The organism is Rickettsia amblyommatis (assembly GCF_002078335.1).
GTDB classification, from domain to species: domain Bacteria; phylum Pseudomonadota; class Alphaproteobacteria; order Rickettsiales; family Rickettsiaceae; genus Rickettsia; species Rickettsia rickettsii.
In genome coordinates this window covers 850,205-875,784 of the sequence record NZ_CP015012.1, presented here as the reverse complement: position 1 = coordinate 875,784, position 25,580 = coordinate 850,205, and the positions used below count along the sequence as shown (strand labels likewise).

Below are 25,580 nucleotides of genomic sequence, written 5' to 3'. Positions count from 1 at the left end.
AAGATGACATCTATTCGTAATATAGCAATTATTGCCCACGTTGATCATGGGAAAACTACGCTTGTTGATAACATGCTTAAACAAAGCGGAACATTTAGAGCTAACCAAGCAGTTGCTGAGCGTGCTATGGACTCTAACGATCTTGAGCGTGAGCGTGGAATCACGATACTTGCCAAATGCACTGCTCTTATGTGGAACGATATCCGTATCAATATAGTTGATACGCCAGGACACGCCGATTTTGGCGGTGAAGTAGAACGCATCCTTAGCATGGTTGACGGTGTAGTGCTACTTGTCGATGCATTGGAAGGACCAATGCCGCAAACAAAATTCGTGCTTTCTAAAGCGTTAAATCTCGGCTTAAAACCTATTGTCGTTATTAATAAAATCGATAGAGATGACCAAAGAATTAAAGAAGTTATCAATGAAGTATTTGAGCTATTTGTGGCACTTGAAGCAAACAACGATCAACTTGACTTCCCTATAGTTTATGCATCAGGTAGAGCAGGCAGAGCATCTTTAACCTTTGATGATAAAATGAATCCTTTAGACAATTTAGCAGATGATTTAGCACCGCTTTTCGACCTTATAGTACAGCATGTACCAAAACCCTTAGCCGATGACAAAGCACCGTTTTCTATGCTTGTTACTACTAGAGAATATAATTCTTTCTTCGGTAGGGTTTTAACAGGTCGTGTACAAAGCGGCACTGTTAAAATTAACCAAAACGTAAAAGTATTAAATCGTGAGAATAAAGTACTTGAAACCGGACGTATCACTAAAATATTAGCCTTTAGAGGCTTAGAGCGAATCGCTATAAATGATGCTACAGCCGGCGATATTATTGCCGTAGCAGGCGTTGAAAACGCCAACGTTGCCGATACTATTTGCTCCCCTGAGGTAACCGAGGCCGTACCGTCTCTACCTATCGATCCACCGACTTTATCCATGACTTTTAGCGTTAATGACTCACCACTTGCAGGAAGCGAAGGGACAAAAGTTACGTCGAGCTTAATTGGAGCTAGGTTAATGCGTGAGCTTGAAAGTAACGTTGCATTAAAAGTTACTGAAGCTGCCGAGAACAATGCTTTCCAAGTTGCAGGGCGTGGTGAGTTACAACTTGGTATCTTAATTGAAACTATGCGTCGTGAAGGGTTTGAGCTATCTATTAGCAGACCCGAAGTATTATTCCAAACTGATGAGAAAGGTAATAAGCAAGAACCGATGGAAGAAATCCAAGTTGACGTTGATGATGATTATGTTGGAGTAGTCGTAAAATCTTTAGCACTGAGAAAAGCTGAAATGACTGATATGAGGCCGTCAGGCGGCGGTAAAAGCCGTGTTACGTTTATCGGACCGTCTAGAGGGTTAATCGGCTATCACAGCCAGTTTTTAACCGAAACACGAGGCACAGGGATTATGAATCGTATTTTCCACGGATACGCTGATTATAAAGGAAACATCGAGGGAAGACGTAACGGCGTGCTTATCTCTAACGGTGACGGGGCAGCGGTCGCATATGCTCTATGGAATCTAGAAGAAAGGGGAAAAATGTTTATAAACCCTAGTGACAAAGTATATAGAGGCATGATTATCGGCGAACATAACCGTGATAATGATTTAGAGGTAAACCCACTAAAAGCGAAACAACTGAGCAACGTTAGAGCAGCAGGTAAAGACGAAGCCATAAGGCTAACTCCGCCAATGCTTTTAACGTTAGAGCAGGCAATCAGCTATATACAAGATGACGAGCGAGTTGAAGTAACACCGCAATCTGTTCGTTTACGTAAAGCTCTACTTGACCCTAACGACCGTAAAAGAGCTGCAAAGTAGGTATGCCTAAAAAAAGTTGACATCGTCTAAGCTAATATTAAATACTATAATAACAAACCTTTTTAACGGCTTCTATTACATCGCTCTCACTCGGCAGAGCTAGTGTTTCTAAATTAACAGCATAAGGAAGGGGAAGATCTTTGCCGCTTACAATCTCTATCGGAGCATCGAAATAATCAAATGCTTCTTTCATAACAATAGAAGCTATACTTGCACCAACACCTGCAAAAAACCACCCTTCTTCCACTACAACTAAACGATTAGTTTTTTTCACTGATCCTATTATTGTCTCAGTATCAAGCGGTTTAATAGTGCGAAGATCAATAACCTCGCAATCAATATTATCATTCTGCAAAACATTTGCAGCATCTAAGGCAAGCTTTACTTGAATCGAGAAAGTTACTATAGTGACACTACTACCCTCTCTTAAAATTTTTGCCTGACCAAAGGGTATAGGCTCTATTGTTTCCGGTACGTCAAAACTATGACCGTATAAAATTTCATTTTCTAAAAAAACAATGGGATTATCGTCCCTAATAGCTGTAAGCATAAGTCCTTTATGATCTTCTGCACTATAAGGAACTACTACTTTTAATCCCGGAATGTGGGAATAACAAGCTGTATAATTTTGGCTATGTTGTGCAGCTACTCTACTTGCTGCTCCGTTGGGTCCTCTAAATACTATCGGACATTTGACCTGCCCGCCTGACATGTAATGCGTTTTTGCAGCTGAATTAACTATGTGATCGAATGCTTGCATAGCAAAGTTAAAGGTCATAAACTCCACGATCGGGCGAAGTCCTGCAAAAGCTGCTCCGACTGCAAGCCCTGCAAAACCATATTCCGTTATCGGTGTATCAATTACCCTCTTAGGACCAAATCGCTCTAGTAATCCTTGAGTTACCTTGTAAGCTCCTTGATATTCTGCAACTTCTTCGCCTATGACGAAAACCTTGTCGTCTCTTATCATCTCTTCTTGCATTGCATCACGCAACGCTTCACGTACCGTTATTTGCATTTTTCTTTTTTATTTGATTAAATTAAACGTCATTGCAAGGAGGCTTGCCTGCGTGAACGTCATTGCGAGCAGCCGTAGGCTGCGTGGCAATCTCATGAAATAATAACAAATTCCTGAGATTGCTGCGTCAAAACTTACAGTTTTTCCTCGCAATGACGCCTTAACAGTACACCTGTGTATACAACTCCCCTTCATCAGGTAGCGGTGAATTTTCTGAGAATTCTACTGCTTCTTTCACAATTTCTTTTACCGACTGTTCTATTTCTTTTAAATCTGCTTCGGTTACATATTTATTGTTGAGTATCGTTTTTCTTATTATTACCAACGGATCACGCTCTTTATATTGGTCAACTTCTTCTTTACTGCGATATTTTGCCGGGTCGGACATCGAATGCCCACGATAACGATAAGTTTTTACCTCTAATATCAGCGGAAAGCTATTTTCTCTAACATACTCGGCTGCTTGCTTAGAGCCGTCATACATTTCTTCAAAATCCATACCGTCTAGCTGAAATCCTTTAATCCCAAACGATGCCCCTTTCTTATATAAATCACACATAAAGGTAGAACGTGCTACAGACGTCCCCATCGAATATTCGTTATTTTCAATAATATACACTACCGGCAAACCCCATAAAGCAGCCATATTAAAAGCTTCATATACCTGACCTTGATTAACGGCACCGTCACCTAAAAAAGTAAAACAGATATTATGCGTATCGTTATATTTTTCAGCAAACGCAAGCCCTGTGCCTACCGGTACTTGAGCCCCTACTATACCGTGTCCACCGTAAAATTTGTTTGGTACATCAAATAAATGCATAGAGCCACCCTTACCTTTCGAGCAACCTGTAGCACGCCCCATAAGCTCGGCAAGAACATACTTAGGCTCAGTTCCTGCTAAAATAATATGAGCATGGTCACGATAGCTAGTAATAGTGCTATCACCTTTTTGTTTAACCATATCTACTGCAGAAATTACTGCTTCTTGCCCTATATATAAATGACAAAAACCACCGATTTCTCCCATTCCGTATAACTGACCGCATTTTTCTTCAAAACGACGCAGTAGGAGCATATCTTTAAAGCTTTTTATATATTCTTCCTTTGTCGGCTTATATTTTCCTAACTTAATATCCACTAATTACTCCTTAAGACTATTGTCATCCCGTGGCTTGACCACGGGGGATCCAGTCTTTTTTTTTTATTTTGAACTGGACCCCATGGTCAAGCCACGGGGTGACATCTGTAAATTAAAAGTCACAAAATATGGTACATGATCCGAAGGGGGAGACCAATCACGTGCTTCTAGTAGTAAATGCATAGAAAATAATGCATCTTTTAAATTATCGCTAACCCAAATATGATCAAGCCTTCTACCTCTGTTAGATTTTTTCCAATCTATATTTCTATAACTCCACCAAGTATAAAATTTTTCGTCAAGCGATACGAAATGTCTGCTACTATCAATAAAACCTAACGCATTTTGTAGCTCTACCAATAACGAGCGTTCAATATCGGTATGGCTTATAACATTTCGCAACTGCTTACTAGACCATACATCATGTTCATGCGGAGCAATGTTCAAGTCCCCGACAATAATCATTTTATCGTTTCTAGTATGGTTAGTCGTTAACCATTCCTGCATTAACCTTACATATTCGAGCTTATGCTTAAATTTTGTATTTACCTCGATATCAGGTATATCACCGCCGGCAGGAACATAAAAATTATGTATTTCTATATCATTAACTATAGCTGCTATATGCCTTTTATCACTATTATATAACTCCAATGAAAAAACATTATTCAAAGGAAATTTTGAAATAATAGCAACACCGTTATATGATTTCTGCCCTGAATATATTACATGTTCATAGCCTATATTTTTAATAACTTCAAGAGGAAATAATGAGTCAGCTACCTTTGTTTCTTGAAGTAAAATAATATCCGGCTGATGTTCATATGCTAATTTTCTTAATAAATCGATCCGTAGACGCAATGAATTAATATTCCAAGTAACTATCTTCATTAGACTTGTTGTATAACCCCCTTCTAAAGGTAATTTGTATGTCAATCCGGTACTCGCATCCTCACGTACTAAGTGTACGCTGCGGTGCTGCGTTCCGTGTTTCTTGCAAATTCCTCTTTATAAGATAGGTTATACAACAAGTCTATTTAATTTTTTATAGCTGCCCCTATTATTGCATCTCTAAAATAAATTATTCCAAGTTGATTTAAAGGATTTTTCATGTCAATTTTATCTTTTTCTTCTTCAGGAATTTTCATCATAGTATTACTGAGTATAGCAAAATAAAGATTATCAGGCAAAACATATCCTGCTTCACTTTGTATTCCAAGGGCTTTTCCCGTATAATGAATCATTAAACGCTTAGAATCAAGATCAGTAAGAAAAATACCGTAACCCATATAAGACTTACGCCCTTCTATATCTTTTGCTAAAAAATATTTAGTAGTCATAAGTTTATACGACTTCTTAGAAAGAATTTTCTCCGCATTTAATGCCCTATACCATCTAATAAGATCAACCGGTGTTGATATTATACCACCGTCAGCACAAGGAACTGCTAAAAAATCAGCAGTTACAGGAGTAAACAGAGGTTTATTACTATTATTAGGCGTTAAAAAATATCTTACCGGATAATTAGAACTAATAACATTTTTTTGGATTCTAGCGGCTTCACTATATGAAGCAAAACTAGTAGATTTCATATTAAGCGGTTTAAAAAATTCATCATAAAAAAAGTTAGCTAAATCTTTTTTAGCCACCTTTTCTATAATCATACCGAGTATAACAAAATTAGTATTACTATATTTAAATTTTTTCCCTATAGATATTTCTAAAGGCTTAGAAGAAACAAATTGTAATATTTTCTTGTGAATCTCTTTCTTAGGCATATTTAAATCAAGTTTAACAAAACTAAAATATTCAGCAATACCGCTACTATGCGTTAATAAATGATGAATAGATATTTTATATGCCCAATCCGGCACTTTTCCACCCCACATTTCCGGATCAAGATATTGATAAATTTTATCGTTAATATTTAATAATGCCTGTTCTTGTAATTTTAAGATTCCTGCTGCTGTAAAAGGCTTTGTAGCAGAAGCAATAGGCATCATTTCATTTGCTTTTAATGGCTCACCGTTTAAAGCAAAAATTCCTTTAGCACCGGTTAATAAAGGTTTATAATCATCGGCAAACATAAAAACGGCATTTAAAAATCTATTACTTATATATTCTTTTTCTGCTTCATTGATTCTTTGCTGTATATCTGCAAAACAATCAATACAATTAGTAATAAAAAAAAGCAGCAATAAAAAATATCTACGAATCATAGCTTCAACATTCCACAAACTTATCAATAGACGTCTTACATAACGCCGCTAATAAAGAGCAATTTGAAGAAGACACGGAACGCAAAACCAAGCGTACACTTGACATGAGGATTCGAGCACCGGATCGACGTACAAATTACCTTTAGAAGCAAGTTATGTAAGACGTCTATTAAAATAAAATGGTAATTTTGCTTCTAACTTAATCTCTTTACCAAAAATTGTTTCAGATAAACATATATTATTAGCATGCAAGAACATATATTTACTATATGGCATTATTTCTTTATTACCATATTTATCATCTCCAAGTATCGGACAACCTAATAATTTAGCATGCAACCTTAATTGATGCATTCTACCTGTCACCGGCGTAAATTCAATTAAAAATAAGTTATTATCAAGTGATTTAAGTACTTTATAATAAGTAATGGCAAGTTTACCATTTTCACTATCAATATCAGTAATTTTAGGTGTACTGCCTTGACTCTTTTCTATATTACTTCTAACTTCACCTACATTTTTAATTGGCTTCCCATAGGTTACGGCAAAATATGTTTTTACAACCAATTTTTCTTTAAAAGCATCATGAAGTTTTACGCTACTTAAATAATTTTTGGCTATTAAGAGCAAACCGCTTGTTTCCTTATCTAATCTATGTACTAGCTTAAAATCAGCACCTTTATAATTCAAATATTTTAATGCAGAGTCAATAGATAAATTTATTTTACTGCCGCCTTGAGTAGCAAGACCTGCAGGTTTATTTATAACTATTAAATTATCATCTTCATATATCAAATAATCGGTAGTAATTTTCTTCGCTAGCTTAATTTCAGCGTCGGTAAAAACTAATTTTTCAGGTTGCTTAATAGGTAAATTAAACTTATCGTTAATAAAAATTTTATCGCCGCCCTTTACTCTTAAACTCGCTTCTGCTTTCTGAGAATTAACTGTAATTTGTTTTTGACGTAATGCTTTCTCTATTACTCCTTGAGTCAATAAGGGATATAGACGTTTTAAATATTTATCTAATCTAGAAGAAATAGGAGTATTGACATCGATGATCATATTTTTAATAAATTAGGAACTTTTTATTAAAAAATAGCACCAAATTATTATAGATAAAAGGATTATAGCAAAAAGCTGATGTATAGAGGCAATTATTATAGGTACAGAGTATAAAAGAGTCATTATTCCGGTAGATACCTGCATCAATAATGCAATCATTAGAAAATACGCTATCTTATTTAATTTCGGATGTTCTATTTTTAACAAGCAAATTATCAAAACTACAACAACCAAAAATACGCTATAGCCGCCTAAACGATGTATGAATTGTATAAAAACCGGATCATACCAATTTTTAAGATCAAAGAAATTATCTTTTATCTCCATCGGGATAAAGCTATCATCCATTAGCGGAAAACTATTATATATCAGCCCTGCATCAAGCCCTGCAACTAAAGCACCTAAAAAAATTTGCACATATACTACAGTAATAGCAATACCAGAAAATATTAATGGTAATTTTAAATCTGTTTGTGACGGGATTAACAAAATATCACAACGATTTTTTATTAGTTGATAAAAAAGTATGTGATAAATAATTACGGCGATAATTAAATGAAAAGCAAGTCGAAAATGACTAACATACGGACTATTCAACAAGCCGCTTTTAACCATATACCACCCCATAAAGCCTTGTACGCAAAATAACAACAAAGCAATTATATAAGATAGCATGTCACGATTTTTTATAACATCTTTAAAATAAAAATATATTAAAGGTACAATATATATTAAAGCTGTAATTCTACCGAGTAATCGATGTATAAACTCTAACAGATAAATAAACTTAAACTGTGATAAAGTAATGCCGTAATTAACGGAGTTATATTCAGGAAAAGCTTTATATTTAGCAAATTCCGCTTGCCAGCTTTCAAAACTAAAAGGCGGCAAAATACCGGTTACCGGACGCCACTCAACTATAGATAAACCAGAACTGGTAAGCCTTGTGATCCCCCCTATAACAATCGTCGCTATGACCATTATACAACTTATACACAACCATTTTGTAATTAAACTTTTCTGCACTTTTATTTTAAGTTTATGTTTTTTATCGCGTCATTACGGCATTGCTATATCATCCCCGAGTAGGCCTTGTTGCGTGGATAGGTTTATCATTTATCATCTCGCGACTTGATTCGCGGGATCCAGCTAAAAATACTAATATTATTAGTATTTTTATGGACCCCGTGGTCAAGCCACGGGGTGACATTAAGGACTACTGGATTCCTGCTTTCGCAGGAATGACATAAAACGAGCCATGCAAGGAATGACACATTTATAGCCCTCAAATCAAGACTCTGCATTCTTTTCCATATCTTCAACAGTATTAGAAGGATGTTTCTTATTTGATGTTTTATTACGATATCTACGTTTTGTCTTTTTTGGAGCAGCTTGTGCTTCTTCTAAGCCGGCATTACTTTCTACAACTTTTACCTCTTCCACAACGCTTACGATTTGCTCTACCGATTCTTTTGCCTCTAAACTCTTATCTTTTACTTCATTAGCAATATTATTACTATTATTAGTTGTTTTCCATTTATGTTTATTTTTGCGTAACTGTTCTTTTTTCAGCTCTTCTGCAGTATAATCGGCACTATGATTCTGAATTACCGGCTTAACAGCATTAACATTATTGTCATCTTTCTTCAACAGCTTCACTTTTTCAATCGAATAACTATCTGATGTAGCATTAGGATCGGAATAAAAATTAAGCTTTATATTATATTTTTCTTCAATAAATTTTATCTCAGCACGTTTATTATTAAGTATATAAATAACTGAAACGATATTGGTAAAAACATTTATTACATCAATTCTTTCTTCAAAAATTTCATTCTCTATAGTACGTAAAATTAACATAGCATTAGCGTCACTCGCTCTAATGACTCCTTTACCGTTACAATGAGAACAAATTGCCGAATTAGTTTCTAAGAAAGAAGAACGTAATCTCTGCCTTGAGAATTCAAGTAGTCCAAACTGACTAATATTACCGGTTTGTATACGAGCACGATCACGACTTAAAAACTCTTTAAAGGATCGTTCAATAATTTTACGATTCTTAGCTTCGCTCATGTCTATAAAATCAACAACTATCAAACCTGATAGATCTCTAAGCTTTACTTGCTTTGCTACTTCTTTGGCTGCTTCTAAATTAGTTTTTAGTGCCGTTTCTTCAATATTTTGTTCAGAAGTTGATTTACCGGAATTTACATCAATTGAAATAAGAGCTTCCGTAGGATTAATAACGATATATCCTCCTGAAGGTAACGTCACTACAGGCTGATATAATTTAACTAATTGCTCTTCTACTTGAAACTGAGTAAATATAGGAGTTTTACTTTTATGCTCTTTCAGCTTTGCAAGTTCTGAAGGTAATAAATCCTGCATAAATTTTGAAGCGTCTTCATAACCCTCTTGTCCTTGAATTACCACCTCTTTAACATTGTGATCGCACATATCACGTATGGTTTTACGTATTATACTATCTTCCTCATGAATAAAACACGGAGCCGAAAATTTAATAGTACTTTTACGAATTTTATTCCATAACCTTGCTAAATAATTATAGTCTTTCTTTAAATCTAAGGTGCTACTTCCTCTACCTGCGGTTCTAACAATGACGCTATAAGCATTTTTGTCACCGCTTACTATTTTATTTAAAATATCTTTCAGTCTTTTTCTTTCTTCCCCGTTTGATATTTTACGCGATATACCGTTTTGCGAACCTTTATTAGGCATTAAAACACAATATTTACCAGCCAAGGATATATAAGTAGTAAAAGCGGCGCACTTATTTCCTCGTTCTTCCTTAGTAACCTGCGCTAATAATATTTGGTTTTTTCTTATTACTTCTTGAACTTTATATTGTTTATATTGCGGAATATTTGACTCAGGGGTACCGCTTTGAATAATTTCAATATCATCAGCCGCTTCTAAATTAAGTTCTGACTGGAATTTACTCTCTACTAAATCTTCTATGGTTTTTAGGTCAATTTCTTCACTATCAACCAAAGAATCATATATAGCAGCCGGTTTCTCTTTATCATCCTCAACCGTAATATTTGAAAGAGCTATTTCAGGAAAAGCATTAACCGGAAAATTTCTCTCCGAGGTAGGCAAATTGTAATAGTTAGGATGGATTTCACTAAAAGGTAAAAAACCGCTTTTATCCATTCCGTACTCTATAAAAACAGCTTGTAGCGACGGTTCTATTCTTGTAACTTTTGCTAAATAAATGTTACCTTTATTTTGTTGTCTTACGGTTGTTTGAAATTCAATATCTTCTATATTATTGCTTTGTCCTAATAAAACTACTCTTGTTTCACTTGGAAAATTAGCATCAATTATAATCTTTTTATTCATTTATCTTGCTCACTAACTTCTTGGAAGAACAAATAATTAATATAATGCTTGTATCTTAAGAAAAATCATTGTTTATCTTGCATTAATTTATTTAAATAGATAATTTATCTATGAGTAAAGAGCAAAAATGAAATTCTAGATAAACTTCAAATAACACCTCTTTAAAATACTAAAAAATATATTATTATTTTTCTTACATTAAAATATTTTCATATTATTTAATTCATTAATTTTTTTAAAATTCAACAATAATTATATACAAATTATAAATAAGACTACCATACTTGATTAAAAGCTGATAACCTAATAACTATCCATATATACTTAAATAATGGAATTACGAATCTCTTTAACTTTTAAGATAATTATCTTAAAAATTATAATTATGAGTTATATACCATGTATTTATGTTTAGCAAACACTTAATTTATGACTTTAAAAAACGATTACAAAACTATTTTTTTCTCACTTTTGGGAATATTTATTTTTTCCTGTATCAATGCTATAAATTTTTATAATTTTAAAATCTTTTTACTGATCAATAAAAATCTAGGCGGAGAACAAATAAATCATATAAATCAAACGAAATTTATAGGTTCGATAATCGCAGGCTTTGCCTTAACACAGTTAATTAATAAGTTAAGTAATCAAAAAATTATTTTAATTAGCTTATCTTTATTAATTATTTGTACAATAAACCTAATTTTATTAAACAATTATACTCTAATTAAAATTAATTTTATTGTAATTAATTTTGGAACATTTTCATATTTCACTTCTATAACATTAGACATTATTGAGAGTAGCAAAGAAAAGAAATATTTTTTTTTAGCTTGTATAATGTTGTTATGGGCGGGTGGAAACTTAATGGTAGATTTATTAAATCCATTTATAAAACCGACAAATAATACTATAGTAATTTGTGCATTGTTATATTGTATCAATATACTAACCGAATTTCTGCATTATAATCCTACATCGCATAAATTAAATTTAAATTCCAAATTTTCATCCTTAATAAAAAATGTCGAATTACAATTATTGACAGGCTTCGTAGTTGCTTATGTCACCTTGGATATATTATGGTATTATGAAGCTTTTGCATTAAAGAAAGAATTAGCATTAATTAATTTAAGACTTATACTAAAATATATTTTTCTAGCAATATGTTTTTCTATAATTCCTATATGCTATATATTAAGCAAAGTAAATAAATATTTGGCTAATTTATCACTAACTATAATTCTGCTCGTCTGCTTTATTTTACTACCACTTCATGGAACTAATAAAAACCTTAATATATTATATATAATACTAATCGGTAGTTGTTTAGGATCCATTTATATTTGCAATATTTTAATACTAATTGATAAATTTAGGGATTACGAACTTAGAACAGCTTTATTTTCGTATTTTTCAATGTGCAGCATCGGTATATATGCCGGAGCTTTATCATCTCATGTACCTTACGGCACTATTAACGGCAGTGATTTCTTATTTTCCGTTTTTGCCGTAGTCGGTAGTTTTGTAGCTTATCATTTTTGGTATTTTATTAAGTATACATTATATAGATTTTAATAAGACTTCTTGCATACCTTGCTTCTAAGGGTAATTTGTACGTCGATCCGGTGCTCGAATCCTCACGTTACTTGCGTGTACGCTGCGGTTCTGCGTTCCGTGTCTCCTTCAAATTTCTCCTTATTAGCAAGTTACGCAAGAAGTCTTATACTAACATAGACGAAGATCAACTTCAAACAGAGCAAGGAATCCACAAGGTGAGGAGCGGCGCGTATACTTAATACGTGAGTATCGCAACTCTTGTAGGATGACGCAGCCAATTTTTGAAGTTCATCGAGTATATGTGTAATATTCTGTAACATAATATAACTTGTATAATTTGGCATTAAATATTAATATTTAAATATATTTTTACAATACCTAAAATGCAGCAAAGTACATTATTAAAACCGGTTAGTTGTTACGGAATCGGGGTTCACTCAGGAAAACGTACCCAGTTAACTATAGAACCCGCTAAAGAAAATACCGGAATTATATTCATTAGAACCGATATATCTTCTGAAAATAATCATATTGAAGCTAGCTATTTCAATGTTTCCGATACCTTGTTATCTACCACTATCAGTAATGATCATAAAGTTCAAATTTCAACAATTGAACATTTAATGGCAGCACTTTGGGGATGCAGCATTGATAATGCAATTATTAAAATTGACGGTCCTGAAATACCAATTATGGACGGCAGTAGTAAACCTTTTGTGTTTATGATTGAGTGTGCAGGCAAAAAATTACAAAATGCTCCTAAAAAATATCTAAAAATTTTAAAAGATATAAAAGTAGTGCATAAAGATTGTGAATTATATTGTACTCCTTCCGATCACATGACTGTAGATTTAACCATTGATTTTAGTAGTAAAGCTATAGGCAGACAAAATCTAAGTTTTAGGGATCAAGAATCTTTTACTAAAAATATTGCGGATGCTAGAACTTTTGGCTTTACAAGAGATGTTGATTATTTGAAAAGCAAAGGGCTTGCCCAAGGTGCCTCATTTGAGAATGCTATAGGAATAGATGAGCAGGATAAAATCTTAAACCCAAACGGCTTACGTTATGAAGATGAATTTGTTCGCCATAAACTATTAGATTTATTCGGTGATTTATATACCAGCGGCACTAGCATTGTAAGTGCAATTAAAGGCTACAAAACCAGCCATGCTCTTAATAATGAACTATTGCATAGAATATTTAGCGATACTACCTCTTACAAATTTGTAACTAGCAGTGAGTTATAATAATCATTTCATATTGTTAAATTTCGCTTTCTTTTTTGCATCCTTTTTAAATTTTCACTTTTTGTCCTTTTTATTTCAGCATTATTAACTTTATCTTTATCCATAGCTTTAGTTAAAGGACTATATCCTTCGGCTTTACTAGGATTTTCATAAAATGGATTCATTACATTTTTAATATCTTTAACATAGCTCTCTTTTCTATTATCCATTGTTATTTTATTTTCTCTAAAAAATTCTTCTAAACCGTTTCTTTTTATTTCAGAATTAAAACTGCCTCTTATTTCTCGAAATTGTTGTATTTTTTGGTCTTTATTCATACTCCAATAATTCTTATCCGTTATTAATTTTTTTAAAGCTAATGTTTGCAATACTTGATTCTTAGTATAATTCTCTAATTGTTCTAAATTTTCATATATAGGAGTATCTTGTTTTTTATATTCTTCATTTATATTTAATTTAAATATTGCTTTTATTTCTATTTTTTCCTTTTCAGTAAGACCGTCGATAATTAATGATGCGGTCGTAACTACACCGTAACCCATAGCTTTTAATATATCAAGCACATTACCGCTAGCACCTCTAATAATAGAGGCGGCCAAATTTGCGGCTCCACCTAAATTATTTCCAAATATTCGTCCTGTACTTTTCAATTTATTTACATTTAACTCATACTTATCTTGAGTAGCATCCTTACCTGCCGTTTGCGGCGTATATAATTCATTTTTCAAAATATCTTTTAAGCTCGGTTCTAATGATAATATATAATCTTGCTGACTTTTAGCATTTCTGTTATGTACTAATAAATTATTCTCTTTATGAAGTTTACGCAAATCATGTACTTTCAAAGTCTCATTTACAGCTTGAATTCCTACGCTCACTCCTGAAACAACAGCTACAGCTATAATTATCGGTGATATAGGAGTAAAAAGTCCAAAAACTGCAATTGCTATAGAAGCTATGGAAACTGCATAACTTAAACTATTGCTAAATAATATTTTACCGATTTTACTTTGTATAAAACTAGTCCAATAAGATTTCAACTTATTAAATATTTTTCTAACCCTTGATTTTTTTGAATCAGACATTTATTTTTTTCTCCAAAGAACAAATATTTTTATAAATTTTTCTTTTATTTATTTAATTAACTTCTCTTACAACTCAAATTATAGTATAAATTCTAATAAAAAAACAAAATAAATGTCTGGAAAAGAATTAAATAAAATTGTTGCAGCCATCTTATTTGCTAGTTTAATTGCTATGATGGTTGGATTTGTTGCAAATATATTATACAAGCCCACTCTAGAGTTACAACACCGCGGCTACAGCGTTGCGGTTCAAGAATCATCAGAAAATCAAAATACTACCGCACTAGAGCAAGCACCGATAAATATACCAGAATTAATGAAGACTGCTAACGCCAATCACGGTCGTGAAATAGCCAAGAAATGTTTAATGTGTCATTCTCTTGATAAAGACGGTCCAAATAAACTAGGACCGCATCTTTGGGATGTAGCAGGCAGACCAAAAGCAAGCATAGCAGACTATAAATATTCCCCTGATCTATCAAAACTTGGCGGCGTATGGGATGATGATAGTTTATTTGCTTTCTTACATAAACCAAGTAGCTATGCACCAGGAACTAAAATGTCCTTTGCCGGTATCTCAAAACCACAAGACATAGCTGACGTAATATTATTTTTAAAAACTTATGTTCATGATAAATAATTATCTCACCGAAATATGGTTAATAATCGGCATAATTTGCATAGTTGTTGAATTCTTTGCAGTTCCAAGTATTGGATTCTTATTCTTTGGGCTTGGAGCGTTATCAAACACTCTTGTGGTATATAACTACCCTCTAGTTAGCTTAACAAAGCAAATAACATTTTTTGGTATATTATCGCTTATTTGGTTTTGCATATTATATTATCCTCTTAAAAAATATGTTTATAATAAAAATGATAAAACAAAAAATTACTCGGATATGATAGGCAAAACGGTAGAGGTTTATAGTTCTACAGTTTCTTCTGATACTATAGGACAAGTAAGATGGTCCGGTGCTATTATGAATGCTTACCTTGTTCCAAATGAAATCGATGCAAAAACAGGCGACCGACTTTTTATTATCGCAGTTAAAGGGAATGTACTAATTTGTTCTCGAGAAAAACCTAATAATAATTCTTAGCAAAATATTTCTAAATGACATCGCCCGCGTAAATACAAGTCCTCATTGCAAGTAAGTATTGTTGCGTGGATCATTTTATGTCATTCCCACAGAAGCGGGAATGACACTAAATGCATTTTCCGGTCCAACGCGGGCAACCTCTCTAAACATTCTCTTTAAACCAATCAAAAGCTTTTTTAAAGAAGCTACTCTTTGCATCAAGTCTAATATGAGCAAATTCTTTTTGCTGTTTTAGAGCATGAATTTTTAGCATTCCTATAGTTGCTGAATACATGGCTGGATTATAGTCTTCTATAAAACCGGCAATAATCTCCGGTTTACCGATTCTACTCTGTTTTTCAAAAATTTTATTTGAAAGCTCTTTAAGTCCTCTAAGTTGAGACCCACCGCCGGTAATTACAACTCTCAAAACTTCAATCTGCCCTTTTGTTGCTTTATCATATTCGGCTTTTACCATTGATAATATTTCTTCGACTCTTGCTCTTATTACCGCAGCCAATTTATAAATTGTTACGGAAGTATTTAAAGTATGATGAGTATCAACCTGAAAATCCTCCATATTTATAATACTATCTTTCTCAAATAAAGGTATCATTGCATTACCGTATAAAATTTTTAATTTCTCTGCCGTAACAAGATCAATACCAAAGACTTTAGCAATATCCGAGCTAATATGAAAACTACCTATATTTACATGCCCCGTATATATTAATTTACCGGCAAAAAAAATGCCGAAAGAGGTAGTTTTATCCCCCATGTCGATGATAAGTGAACCTAGATTTTTTTCATCATGCGTAAGACAGCTAATAGCAGAAGCATAAATTGCTAGAGTAATATTTGTGACTTCAACATGACATTTAGCGAAGCATTGTACAATATTTGATAACATATTTGAACTAGCAGCAATAATATGTAATTCACAACTAAGTTCTCTACCGTACATACCTATAGGATTCTCAACTGAATTATTATCAAGGGTAAATTCAAGAGGAAAATAATGAATAATTTCTTGGTTTTTAACTTTAAATTCAAGTAATGCTTTTTGTAGTAACTTTTTAATATCCTGCTGCGTTACGGTTTGCCCGTTAACTTTAATGGTATAATTAATATAATAAGATTTAGTGTCGGCACCTGATAACGATAATATAACTTTTTTTATATTTTTACCGCAATCTTTTTCAAGTGCGTAAATTGCCGAAACAATGCTAGTTTCAGCATTTTTTAAATCTGATATAACTCCTGATTTAATACCTTTAGAATGATGCAAATTTTGGCTAGCTACTTTAATTTCACCTTTTTTACTAATATAGGCAGCAATTACGGCAATCTTACTACTACCGAAATCAAGTGTAACAAAATTTGATATTTTCTCTTTCATTTTTTTATGCTTGTTATTCCAAAAACGTCATTGCGCGAAGAATTACAAAGTAATGCGACGAAGCAATCTCAGGATGCTTGACAAGAGTGCCACGTCGAAACTACGTTTCTCTTCGCAATGACGATTCTCAGTACTTCTCTATATAATACTTATTCTTATCCCTTAAATCCAAAGCCTTATAATTTTGGTTAAATAGCTTGTTAGCTTTATTTAGTGCATCGACATATTTTAATGCTTCTTCAAACTCTTTTTCAGGTAACTTAATATTTATATTACCTTTAAGATTTAAATCCCACCTTCTATCTCCGAGTCTTACAGCAGCTGAAGTTTTATTCATTAATGCCGGATATTTCTGCAGCTCTAATACTAATGTACCTGCATAGATATTCGCCCCTTCCCCTACAACATGTAATAAATGAGGAAAAGGTTGAATATTTTGACTAATTTCGTAACCTTCTTCATCGACTAAGAAAAGCTGATTATTAATTTGCCAAATAGCAATAGGTTCTCTTTCAAATAATTTTATATATACCGTATTTGGTAATCTTCTACTGACATATACTTCCTTGATCCATTTATTTTTCTTTAAATTATTTCTAATTTCGTCTAATTTAAGAGCAAAAATAGGACTGCCCTTATTCGCATTTAAAACCTTTAATATTGTAGGCTCATCGACATTTTGCTGTCCTTCAATGATAACATTCTCAAGTTTAAACCCAAGTTTTGTTGTTATTTGGTATATATTTGTTGTTAAGTAGGTTTTGATGCCGGCAAAATATTTTGTAAAAACAAATAGACATACAAAGATAATTAAAGCAATCTTAAGCCCTAATATTGCTTTTTTGTAAATTAGTCCTAATTTTCGGCGTAACGAGATATTATTAGTTTTTTTTGTTTGTTTTTTTTTATTGGAGCTTGTTTTTTTTCTCATGATTCAAAGCTTGCCGTCTTTATAATTTCTTCAATTAAGTTAGTAAAATTTATCCCTACATAAGCTGCAATTTCCGGCACTATTGATAAAGGCGTCATACCTGGGTGAGTATTTATCTCCAAAGCATATAACTTGTTTGTCTGCTCTTCTAAAATAAACTCTGCTCTAGCAGGACCTTTACAATTTATTGTTTTATAAATTTTTTCTGATTCTATAAGTAATTTCTCATATAAATTAGCAGGTAGCGGAGCAGGACAAAGATGATCAGCAAATCCTTCGGTATATTTAGTTTCATAATCATAGAAACGATTCTTTAGTAATTTAATCTCTAAAACTCCAAGAGCTTTGCCGTTTAATACCGCTACTTGCAATTCTCGCCCTTTTATATATTGTTCTATTATTACCTGATCACCGTAAGGAAAATCATAATCGGCAAAGTTAAAATCATCTTCTGCAAATATCACCTCAACACCAATACTTGAGCCTTGCGTAATAGGCTTAATAACGTACGGTCGTTTCATAGGATCATTTTTTATATTATCGCTTTTATTTACAACAATGCTTTCTGCCATATTAATATTATTTGTTAAAAACCAGCGCCTAGAATGTATTTTATCGAATGCTAAAACTGAAGATAAAACGCCGCTATGAGTATAAGGAATCCGCATTATATTAAGTAATCCTGGTAAACAACCGTCTTCACCGTATGTACCGTGCAGGCAATTAAAAACGATATCAGGTTTTATTTCTTGTAATCTAACTGCAATATCCACTCCCATATCAATAAAGGTAACTCTATATCCTAATTCAATTAAAGCTTTACTAACTCCTTTGCTTGACACTAACGATACTTCACGCTCAGCAGACATACCGCCCGCCATTAATGCTATATGCTTTTTACCGGTACTACTTAATATTTTGACTATAGAGTGTTCCACCCAATGTGTTTGATATTTATGCATGTTTTTTCCTTTTGTATTAAATCCATTGTAATTCCCAACTAAAAGCGGCCTTGTTGCATAGCTCGAAAAACCTACTTGATGTCATTCCCGCGTAGGCGGGGATCCAGAAAAATAACTTCAATATTGATATAGAAGTTACATATTATAAAATAAACATATAAAAAACTTGTTTTTTATATGTTTTACTGGATTCCCACCTTCGCGGGAATGACATAAAACTAGCTACAACAACGCCATTTTTAATTAGGGATGACGTCCTATTCTCTTAATCTCCCACTCTAACTGAACCCCGCTATCTTCAAATACTTTCTGCCGGACGAAATCACCTAAATCTTCTAAATCCTTAGCAGTAGCATCACCGTTATTTATCATAAAATTACAATGAAGTTCTGACATCGAAGCACCGCCTATTCTATAACCTCTAAGCCCCGCTTTGTCAATAAGTTCCCAAGATTTACGCCCTTCAGGATTTGCAAAAGTACTACCGCCCGTACGCTCTTTAATAGGCTGTGTAGATAATCTTGCGTTATTTATTTCATTCATCCGTAATAATATATTTTCACTATCGCCTTTATTTATTTTAAAAACAGCTTTGAGAATAATTAAATTCTTTGGTAAATTATTACTGCGATATTTAAAACCGATTTCTTCATTTGTGAATGTTAAAAAGTTTCCTGCAAAGTCAATCGCTTCAATCTGTACTATAATATCTTTAAATTCAGAGCCGTAAGCACCGGCATTCATAGCAACACCGCCGCCTATAGTCCCTGGAATACCTACTAAAAACTCAAAACCGGAAATAGAATTTGCTTGACAAAATTTTGCTAAATTATAATTAAGGCAGCTGCTACCTACTATTAAATGATTATCTATAAACTCAATATTGCTAAAATTCTGACCAAGTTTTATAACGAACCCTTCTATGCCGCCGTCTCTTATAATAATATTTGAGCCTGCTCCAAAAGTCTTTATAGGTAATTTTTGCTTATTTTGTATTAAGAAACTTTTTAAATCTTCGCTATCTAAAGGTTTAAAGAAAATTTCAGCATTACCGCCTACTTTAAACCATGTTAAGTGTTTTAAATTATAATCTTTTTTATACTCGCCTTTTACTATCGGTAAAATTAACATATTTAGTCCTGCTATGCACTGTACTGTTATCTTCACTCTTTTGTCCCCTAGTTCGCTTGACCCTATGTTATACGAACAGATGTCATTCCCGCTTTCGCGGGAATGACATAAGAGCCATGCAACAAGACCGGTCAAACCACGGGATGACAGCTGAAGCCACGGGATGACAATCTCCCATCTAATTCATTAGCAAAACTTGAAATATTACCTGCTCCCATCATAATTATCATATCACCGGAAGCTGCATTATCTATAATAACTCCAAGCGTATCATCTAGCTCTGCTAGAAAATTTGCTTTATCGTGATGTTTATTCTTAGTAATTTTATCAACTAAACTTTGTCCTGTAATTCCTTCTATAGGGTTTTCACCTGCAGCATATATATCGGTAATATAGAGTATATCGGCATCAGCAAAGCAAAGCATAAAATCATCAAATAAATACTGCATTCTTGAATATCTGTGAGGCTGGAAAATAGCAATAACTTTACCGTTTTGTTTATTTGCTATATTTTTAGCCGTCGCAAGCGTTGCTTTGATTTCCTCAGGATGATGAGCGTAATCATCGATAATTGAAGCCTTATTATATTCAGCTACTTTAGTAAATCTCCTCTTCACTCCTTTAAAATTATTAAAACCGTTTTTAATAGCTTTAATACCGAAATCTAATTCTATCCCAACGGCAATTGCAGCAAGACTATTTAAAATATTATGTCTTCCGGGCGTTGGAATAGTAATTTTTTCAATAATCGTTGTACCTAGTACATTTGGTAGACTAATTTTTACGTCAAAAGTAGAGGAGGCAATATCAGTGTTAAGATTAAACGCTATAATATGAGCATCTTCCGAATCGATGCCATAAGTAACAATCTTCCTTTCAGTAATATCGTCTACTAACTTACGAACTATTTTATGATCGATACAACAAACGGCAAAACCGTAAAACGGCAAATTAGTAATAAAGCTTCTAAAAGCACCAATTAATGTTTCAAAATCTTTATAATAATCTAAATGTTCAGGATCAATGTTAGTTATTATCGCAATAGTTGATGGAATATGAATAAATGTTGCATCCGATTCATCGGCCTCCGCAATTAAATAATTACTTGAACCAAGATATGCATTAGTCGATTTATTATTTATGATCCCACCGTTAATAACCGTAGGACATAAACCGGCTGCCTCAAATAAACAAGCAACTAAAGAAGTAGTAGTGGTTTTACCGTGCGATCCCGAAACTGCTACTGAACATTTTAATCTCATAAGTTCAGCAAGCATGTCCGCACGTCTAATAATTGGAATTTTACGCTCCAAAGCTTCTTTTATTTCAGGATTCTTTGGATTAATTGCCGATGAAATAACAACATACGACACATTGGTAATGTTCTGCTCGGCGTGTCCTAAAAATATTTTAATGCCGTATGACTCAAGCCTTTTAGTATTATAATTTTCTACTAAATCGGAACCTTGTACTTTATAACCTAGATTATGTAATATCTCGGCAATACCGCTCATGCCAACGCCGCCGATACCTATAAAATGTATAGTTTCTAAGGTTTGATTAGTTTTTTTTAATTCAAGTAACAGCATCTAAGTTTAATCATTTAAAATTGAGTTCTGCATATAGGTTTTAAGTAACATTGTCAAGCACTAACTGTGTCATACCGCGACTTGATTGCGGTATCCAGTTTAAAACATTAAAATCATTGATATTAAAAGTTATTTTTATGGATACCGTGGTCAAGTCACGGTATGACATCAGAGTCTTTTTCAAGAGCCATGCAACAAAACCGGTTCAGTATGACAATCATTAAACCTCATCCACCCTATCAAATTTTGCTTCGGAATAGAAGTTTCCTTGTAGCCCACCGACTTTTAGATCAATTAAAAATTTAGCTATTTCTCCGTTTTCTACGAATTCAGCTACCGTTGCAATACCTAAATCTTCTGAAATTTTAATTAATCTTTCTACGAAATACCTACTGTGTACATCACTTGTAATACTACGCACATATTTACTGTCAATTTTGATAATATCAATTGGTAAGCTTTGAAGTTGTTTAAAAGAAGTAAAACCCGCACCAAAATCGTCTAATGCAAATTTACATCCGTACTTACGTAGTTTATTAATAAATAAAGTTATTTTATCGTAATTCTCATTGCAAGAAGTTTCCGTAATTTCAATAATTAAACGATCCTGAACATTATGAGCTTTTAATAAGTTTTCTGCTATTTCCCATAAAGCTTCATCGCCTGTTCCTATATTTGAAATATTAACGGCTAACATTAAGTTTGGGTTGCGGGCAAGTTCATTAACAGTCATTTCTAAAACAATTTGATCAATTATAAAAATTAATCCTTTATTTTCAGCAATAGGGATTATAGGACCTACGGAAATATAAACACCGTTCTCGTCAGGTATACGAAGCAGACATTCATAATAATGAATCTTCATAGTATTGCGATCTATTATAGGCTGATAAGCAAATCGCATAGTCTTTTTTGCTAAGGCTTGTCGTAATAAGTTAAGCTGAAGATTAGATTTTCTTATATTTTCCAAATCATGTTCTGTACTGCTATATTCACGGTAATAATAATTATTATTTTGTGAAAGTAACATATTTAATGTTTTTGCAACTTCTTTAGCATTATTACTTACTTTTGGAAATTTAATACTAGCAATATAACAATTCATATAAATTGCCGGCTTCTGTTCATTAATATAAAGCTGCAAAAATAAATATAATTTTCTAGCAAAATTTTTAATTAAGTCAGAATCAGTAGTATTTAGGATAAATAATATTCTATCTTTCTTTATTTTCTTAAACTTTGAAAAAATATTAAGTTCTTTGCTTACATCTTCAATGATTTGATCTAAATCTTCAATTATAAAATGCTTACCCTGCTCTATAAATTCTATTTCATCATAATTAACTAATCTACAAGCAAAACATACGCCTTTTTCCAATTTATCTATAGCATCTTGTAAATCTTTATAATCCGTTATTAATTCCGACATTGCCATGTGTATCATAAAATTATATACTTAAGAATATTAGGACATTTTTACTGTAAATGAAATAAAAATATGAGCCGCATAGAAAGGATACAAGAAAAATTAAGTGTGTTAAAACCACATTTTCAAGAAATAATAGATGAAAGCTATAAACATGCTAGTCATTATAACGGAATTCACAGCCATATAAAAATAAGAATTTCTGCAGAAACATTACAGGGAAAAAGCCTAATTGCCAATCATCGCACTATTAATAACTTACTTGCCGATGAATTTAATAGCGGCTTGCATGCTTTATCGATAGAGGTACTATGAAAACAAATAATATTTTAAAAGTAGCCGTTGGAGCTAGCAGCGTAGCACAAAAAGCCTTAAATATTATAACGGATAAAAGCTGTGGCATAATTGAGGATAAAATACTTAAAGGTAATTACGTCACTCGCGAAGAATTTGAAAAATTACAAACTTTAGTAATAAAACTCAAGAACGAATTAGCAGAGTTAAAGAGCAAATAATTAATCAACTAGTTTCAGAATTTTCTATTTTTGCTTTGAGCTCTTCTATTTCTTCTATAGTTAGCCCTGTTGAATCTGCTATTATATTGACATCTATATCTTTAAGTAACAAGTTCTTTGCTATTTCTATGCTTCTTTCAGCTTTGCCTTTTTCATACTTTTCTTCTAAAGCTATTTCCTCGGCATCTTCCATTAATTTCGCTCTTATATAGGCATAATATTCTTCGGCGGTGAGGTTTTATGCATTTCTATTATATTGTATGCATCTAATACTTTCTCGCTCTTTATATTTGCAGGTGGGCTGTTTTCTGTTTCTGCACACTTAAATAAATGTAGCCACTCATCTATAGTAGTTTCAAGCTTATCTTTATCAAATTTTTTAAGCTCTATAAATACATAGGAAAAATCAAATAAACATTGCTTATTTGTTTTAGTTTCAAGCATTTTATGAAGACTTATACAAGGTACTTCATCATCAAACATTTTAGTCTTAATAAGTGAAATAACTATTACTGATAATAAATCTTTATGCTTTATTCCTTGTGTGGCTGTACGTAAGAATGAACAGAATAATATTGCACTCTTTTTAAGTAATCGCTTTCATTTCTTTTTTGCATCTCGATTATAGACCAGCTACCGGCTTCATCTTTAACCTTTAAATCAAATATGCTTTTTATTCCCTTTATCAAGCATAGGTACTTGCGCTACAGGTATAAATTCTATTGCTTTAATTCTAAGCCCCTCAGGTAGTTCAAGAACTGCATTGATAAATTCCTTGAACCTCTCTAAATCACGAAAGATTTTTTTAAATACACTATCATGAGTGGGATCTAAATATCTTTGCATATTAATTATTACTTTTGGTATTAACCCATATTATATAGCTTTTTAAGTAATCAGTAAATAATACTAGAATATGTACTTTTAATAGAATAATTATTGCTGTTTTTTAACAAAAATTACGTACCTTGATCCGTTCTAATGGATACGATTGCTGACATGCCGGGAACTAGATTAGCATTTGGGGATTCAAAATCTATTAACACAGGTACACGTTGTACGCTTTTAGTAAAATTACCGGTAGCATGATCTGGTGGGATTAAGCTAAATTTAGAGCCGGTAGCAGGAGCAATATTACGAATCTTCCCGTAAATTACCTTTTTAGGCAAAGCATCAAATTCAATTTTGACTTTCATGCCGGACTTAAATTTCTGAATTTGTGTTTCTTTAAAATTAGCCTGAATATACATAGTATTATCTTGAACTATAGAAAACAACACCCTGCCCGGTACTATGTAATTTCCGACTTCTAAACTACTATTACTGAATATACCGGGTACCATAGCAATAAGTTTAGTATTTTGTAAGCTCCTTAAGGTTACTTTTTTATTTTCTGTTAGCTCTTTAAGTTTTTCCTGTTCTGCTGCTTTTTCAAGCTCAAGAAGCTGTAAATGTTGCTTAGATATATCTAAATCTAACTGTGCTTGTTTATAATCCGTTTTGGCTTTTTGATATGCGTTTTTAGAATCATCTAACGTTTTAGAGCTAGCAAATTTTGCCTTATTTAATTCCTGCACTCTAATAAAATCTGTTGCAACAATATCAAAGCTTATTTTATTAAGCTTTAATTTTTCAGCTGCTTGCTCTAGGCTAATCTGCCCTATTGAGATTTTTTGCTCTATAATTTCTATATTTTTTATGCAAGCTTCAATAGATGCTTCAAGGGCTGCAAGCTTTGCCTTATAATCTCTATCGTCAATTTCACCTATCAGATCACCTTTATTAACTTTAGTATTATCGGTAACAAATAACTTTGTTAAAACACCGCTAACTTCAGCACTAATATTTGAAATATCTGCATCTATGTAAGCATTATCCGTGGCTTGTGTATTTGCCCAAACATAAATTCTATATCCCAAATAAATAAATATGATTAAGGCTATAATAATTACATATTTAGTAAATGGATGATGTTTATATTTATCGATAGTTTGTTGTAATACACTCGGCATAA

24 protein-coding genes and 4 pseudogenes are annotated in these 25,580 nt (G+C 32.8%); 8 read left to right on the top strand and 20 right to left on the bottom strand.

Features of this window, described 5'->3' with window-relative positions:
* Positions 1 to 3: 3 nt before the first annotated feature.
* The gene (gene typA, locus A3305_RS04930; protein WP_014391995.1) at positions 4 to 1,833 is read left to right on the top strand and encodes a translational GTPase TypA; all 1,830 of its coding nucleotides are present in this window, start codon (positions 4 to 6) and stop codon (positions 1,831 to 1,833) included.
* A 37-nt stretch (positions 1,834 to 1,870) separates the two neighbouring features.
* On the opposite strand, the gene A3305_RS04925 is transcribed toward typA, so the two are convergent.
* The 5 genes and pseudogenes from A3305_RS04925 to A3305_RS04905 form a co-directional block, all read right to left on the bottom strand.
* Complete coding sequence (locus tag A3305_RS04925; RefSeq protein WP_014391994.1) at positions 1,871 to 2,851, bottom strand: pyruvate dehydrogenase complex E1 component subunit beta; 981 nt, start codon at positions 2,849 to 2,851, stop codon at positions 1,871 to 1,873.
* 160 nt (positions 2,852 to 3,011) lie between these two features.
* Positions 3,012 to 3,992 carry a pyruvate dehydrogenase (acetyl-transferring) E1 component subunit alpha gene (gene pdhA / locus A3305_RS04920; RefSeq protein WP_014391993.1) on the bottom strand — a complete coding sequence of 327 codons (981 nt, stop codon included), beginning with the start codon at positions 3,990 to 3,992 and terminating at the stop codon, positions 3,012 to 3,014.
* 63 nt (positions 3,993 to 4,055) lie between these two features.
* A complete protein-coding gene (xth, locus tag A3305_RS04915) occupies positions 4,056 to 4,883 on the bottom strand; it encodes an exodeoxyribonuclease III (protein WP_014391992.1) in 828 nt (275 codons plus the stop codon).
* Between the two features lie 12 nt (positions 4,884 to 4,895).
* Positions 4,896 to 5,029 (bottom strand): annotated as a pseudogene (locus tag A3305_RS11835) (palindromic element RPE1 domain-containing protein); the annotation flags it as partial.
* Positions 5,030 to 6,211, bottom strand: coding sequence for a serine hydrolase domain-containing protein (locus A3305_RS04905; protein WP_014391991.1), 1,182 nt, complete (start codon positions 6,209 to 6,211; stop codon positions 5,030 to 5,032).
* A gap of 23 nt (positions 6,212 to 6,234) precedes the next feature.
* On the opposite strand from A3305_RS04905, the pseudogene A3305_RS11830 reads away from it, so the two are divergent.
* Positions 6,235 to 6,383 (top strand): annotated as a pseudogene (locus A3305_RS11830) (palindromic element RPE1 domain-containing protein); the annotation flags it as partial.
* Here A3305_RS11830 and A3305_RS04895 read toward each other — a convergent pair.
* The 3 genes from A3305_RS04895 to A3305_RS04880 form a co-directional block, all read right to left on the bottom strand.
* Positions 6,365 to 7,276: an RluA family pseudouridine synthase gene (locus A3305_RS04895; RefSeq protein ID WP_014391990.1), complete on the bottom strand. Its 912-nt coding sequence runs from the start codon at positions 7,274 to 7,276 to the stop codon at positions 6,365 to 6,367. The pseudogene A3305_RS11830 and the gene A3305_RS04895 sit on opposite strands and share 19 nt — an antisense overlap.
* 12 nt (positions 7,277 to 7,288) lie before the next feature.
* Positions 7,289 to 8,302: a COX15/CtaA family protein gene (locus A3305_RS04890; protein WP_014391989.1), complete on the bottom strand. Its 1,014-nt coding sequence runs from the start codon at positions 8,300 to 8,302 to the stop codon at positions 7,289 to 7,291.
* 264 nt (positions 8,303 to 8,566) lie between these two features.
* The gene (locus A3305_RS04880; RefSeq protein ID WP_014391988.1) at positions 8,567 to 10,639 is read right to left on the bottom strand and encodes an Rne/Rng family ribonuclease; all 2,073 of its coding nucleotides are present in this window, start codon (positions 10,637 to 10,639) and stop codon (positions 8,567 to 8,569) included.
* 429 nt (positions 10,640 to 11,068) lie between these two features.
* Here A3305_RS04880 and A3305_RS04875 point away from each other — a divergent pair, with 429 nt between their 5' ends.
* Positions 11,069 to 12,217 (top strand): hypothetical protein, encoded by a 1,149-nt coding sequence (locus A3305_RS04875; protein WP_014391987.1) that lies wholly within the window; start codon positions 11,069 to 11,071, stop codon positions 12,215 to 12,217.
* On the opposite strand, the pseudogene A3305_RS10490 reads toward A3305_RS04875, so the two are convergent.
* A pseudogene (locus A3305_RS10490) lies at positions 12,195 to 12,345 on the bottom strand (palindromic element RPE1 domain-containing protein); the annotation flags it as partial. The gene A3305_RS04875 and the pseudogene A3305_RS10490 sit on opposite strands and share 23 nt — an antisense overlap.
* Positions 12,346 to 12,582: 237 nt before the next feature.
* Between A3305_RS10490 and lpxC the strand changes: the two are divergent.
* A complete protein-coding gene (lpxC, locus tag A3305_RS04865) occupies positions 12,583 to 13,449 on the top strand; it encodes a UDP-3-O-acyl-N-acetylglucosamine deacetylase (protein WP_014391986.1) in 867 nt (288 codons plus the stop codon).
* Positions 13,450 to 13,457: 8 nt separating this feature from the next.
* Here lpxC and A3305_RS04860 read toward each other — a convergent pair whose 3' ends face one another.
* Positions 13,458 to 14,534 carry a hypothetical protein gene (locus A3305_RS04860; protein ID WP_014391985.1) on the bottom strand — a complete coding sequence of 359 codons (1,077 nt, stop codon included), beginning with the start codon at positions 14,532 to 14,534 and terminating at the stop codon, positions 13,458 to 13,460.
* Between the two features lie 112 nt (positions 14,535 to 14,646).
* On the opposite strand from A3305_RS04860, the gene A3305_RS04855 reads away from it, so the two are divergent.
* Positions 14,647 to 15,174, top strand: coding sequence for a c-type cytochrome (locus A3305_RS04855; RefSeq protein ID WP_045799400.1), 528 nt, complete (start codon positions 14,647 to 14,649; stop codon positions 15,172 to 15,174).
* Positions 15,158 to 15,634, top strand: coding sequence for an NfeD family protein (locus A3305_RS04850; RefSeq protein WP_014391983.1), 477 nt, complete (start codon positions 15,158 to 15,160; stop codon positions 15,632 to 15,634). The genes A3305_RS04855 and A3305_RS04850 overlap by 17 nt, the downstream gene beginning before the upstream one ends.
* A gap of 142 nt (positions 15,635 to 15,776) precedes the next feature.
* Here the strand turns inward: A3305_RS04850 and ftsA are convergent, their stop codons facing one another.
* The 6 genes from ftsA to A3305_RS04820 form a co-directional block, all read right to left on the bottom strand.
* Positions 15,777 to 17,012 carry a cell division protein FtsA gene (gene ftsA, locus A3305_RS04845; RefSeq protein ID WP_014391982.1) on the bottom strand — a complete coding sequence of 412 codons (1,236 nt, stop codon included), beginning with the start codon at positions 17,010 to 17,012 and terminating at the stop codon, positions 15,777 to 15,779.
* A 127-nt stretch (positions 17,013 to 17,139) separates the two neighbouring features.
* Positions 17,140 to 17,943: a cell division protein FtsQ/DivIB gene (locus A3305_RS04840; RefSeq protein ID WP_014391981.1), complete on the bottom strand. Its 804-nt coding sequence runs from the start codon at positions 17,941 to 17,943 to the stop codon at positions 17,140 to 17,142.
* Positions 17,940 to 18,905 (bottom strand): D-alanine--D-alanine ligase, encoded by a 966-nt coding sequence (locus tag A3305_RS04835; protein ID WP_014391980.1) that lies wholly within the window; start codon positions 18,903 to 18,905, stop codon positions 17,940 to 17,942. The genes A3305_RS04840 and A3305_RS04835 overlap by 4 nt, the downstream gene beginning before the upstream one ends.
* Before the next feature lie 243 nt (positions 18,906 to 19,148).
* Positions 19,149 to 20,036, bottom strand: a complete 888-nt coding sequence (murB, locus tag A3305_RS04830; RefSeq protein WP_014391979.1) for a UDP-N-acetylmuramate dehydrogenase — start codon at positions 20,034 to 20,036, stop codon at positions 19,149 to 19,151.
* 131 nt (positions 20,037 to 20,167) lie between these two features.
* Positions 20,168 to 21,625, bottom strand: a complete 1,458-nt coding sequence (murC, locus tag A3305_RS04825) for a UDP-N-acetylmuramate--L-alanine ligase (RefSeq protein ID WP_014391978.1) — start codon at positions 21,623 to 21,625, stop codon at positions 20,168 to 20,170.
* A 220-nt stretch (positions 21,626 to 21,845) separates the two neighbouring features.
* A complete protein-coding gene (locus A3305_RS04820) occupies positions 21,846 to 23,069 on the bottom strand; it encodes an EAL domain-containing protein (RefSeq protein ID WP_014391977.1) in 1,224 nt (407 codons plus the stop codon).
* 54 nt (positions 23,070 to 23,123) lie between these two features.
* Here A3305_RS04820 and A3305_RS04815 point away from each other — a divergent pair, with 54 nt between their 5' ends.
* Both A3305_RS04815 and A3305_RS04810 read left to right on the top strand, forming a co-directional pair.
* Positions 23,124 to 23,366, top strand: coding sequence for a BolA family protein (locus A3305_RS04815; protein ID WP_014391976.1), 243 nt, complete (start codon positions 23,124 to 23,126; stop codon positions 23,364 to 23,366).
* Positions 23,363 to 23,566, top strand: a complete 204-nt coding sequence (locus A3305_RS04810; protein WP_014391975.1) for a hypothetical protein — start codon at positions 23,363 to 23,365, stop codon at positions 23,564 to 23,566. Before A3305_RS04815 ends, A3305_RS04810 begins: the two co-directional genes overlap by 4 nt.
* A gap of 4 nt (positions 23,567 to 23,570) precedes the next feature.
* On the opposite strand, the gene A3305_RS09540 is transcribed toward A3305_RS04810, so the two are convergent.
* The 4 genes and pseudogenes from A3305_RS09540 to A3305_RS04790 form a co-directional block, all read right to left on the bottom strand.
* On the bottom strand, positions 23,571 to 23,759 hold the full coding sequence (locus tag A3305_RS09540) for a hypothetical protein (protein WP_014391974.1): 189 nt from the start codon (positions 23,757 to 23,759) through the stop codon (positions 23,571 to 23,573).
* An 11-nt stretch (positions 23,760 to 23,770) separates the two neighbouring features.
* Positions 23,771 to 24,183, bottom strand: a pseudogene (locus tag A3305_RS09535) (PD-(D/E)XK nuclease family transposase).
* A gap of 43 nt (positions 24,184 to 24,226) precedes the next feature.
* The gene (locus A3305_RS04795; RefSeq protein WP_014391973.1) at positions 24,227 to 24,412 is read right to left on the bottom strand and encodes a hypothetical protein; all 186 of its coding nucleotides are present in this window, start codon (positions 24,410 to 24,412) and stop codon (positions 24,227 to 24,229) included.
* Positions 24,413 to 24,525: 113 nt separating this feature from the next.
* A complete protein-coding gene (locus tag A3305_RS04790) occupies positions 24,526 to 25,578 on the bottom strand; it encodes an HlyD family secretion protein (RefSeq protein WP_014391972.1) in 1,053 nt (350 codons plus the stop codon).
* Positions 25,579 to 25,580: the final 2 nt, after the last annotated feature.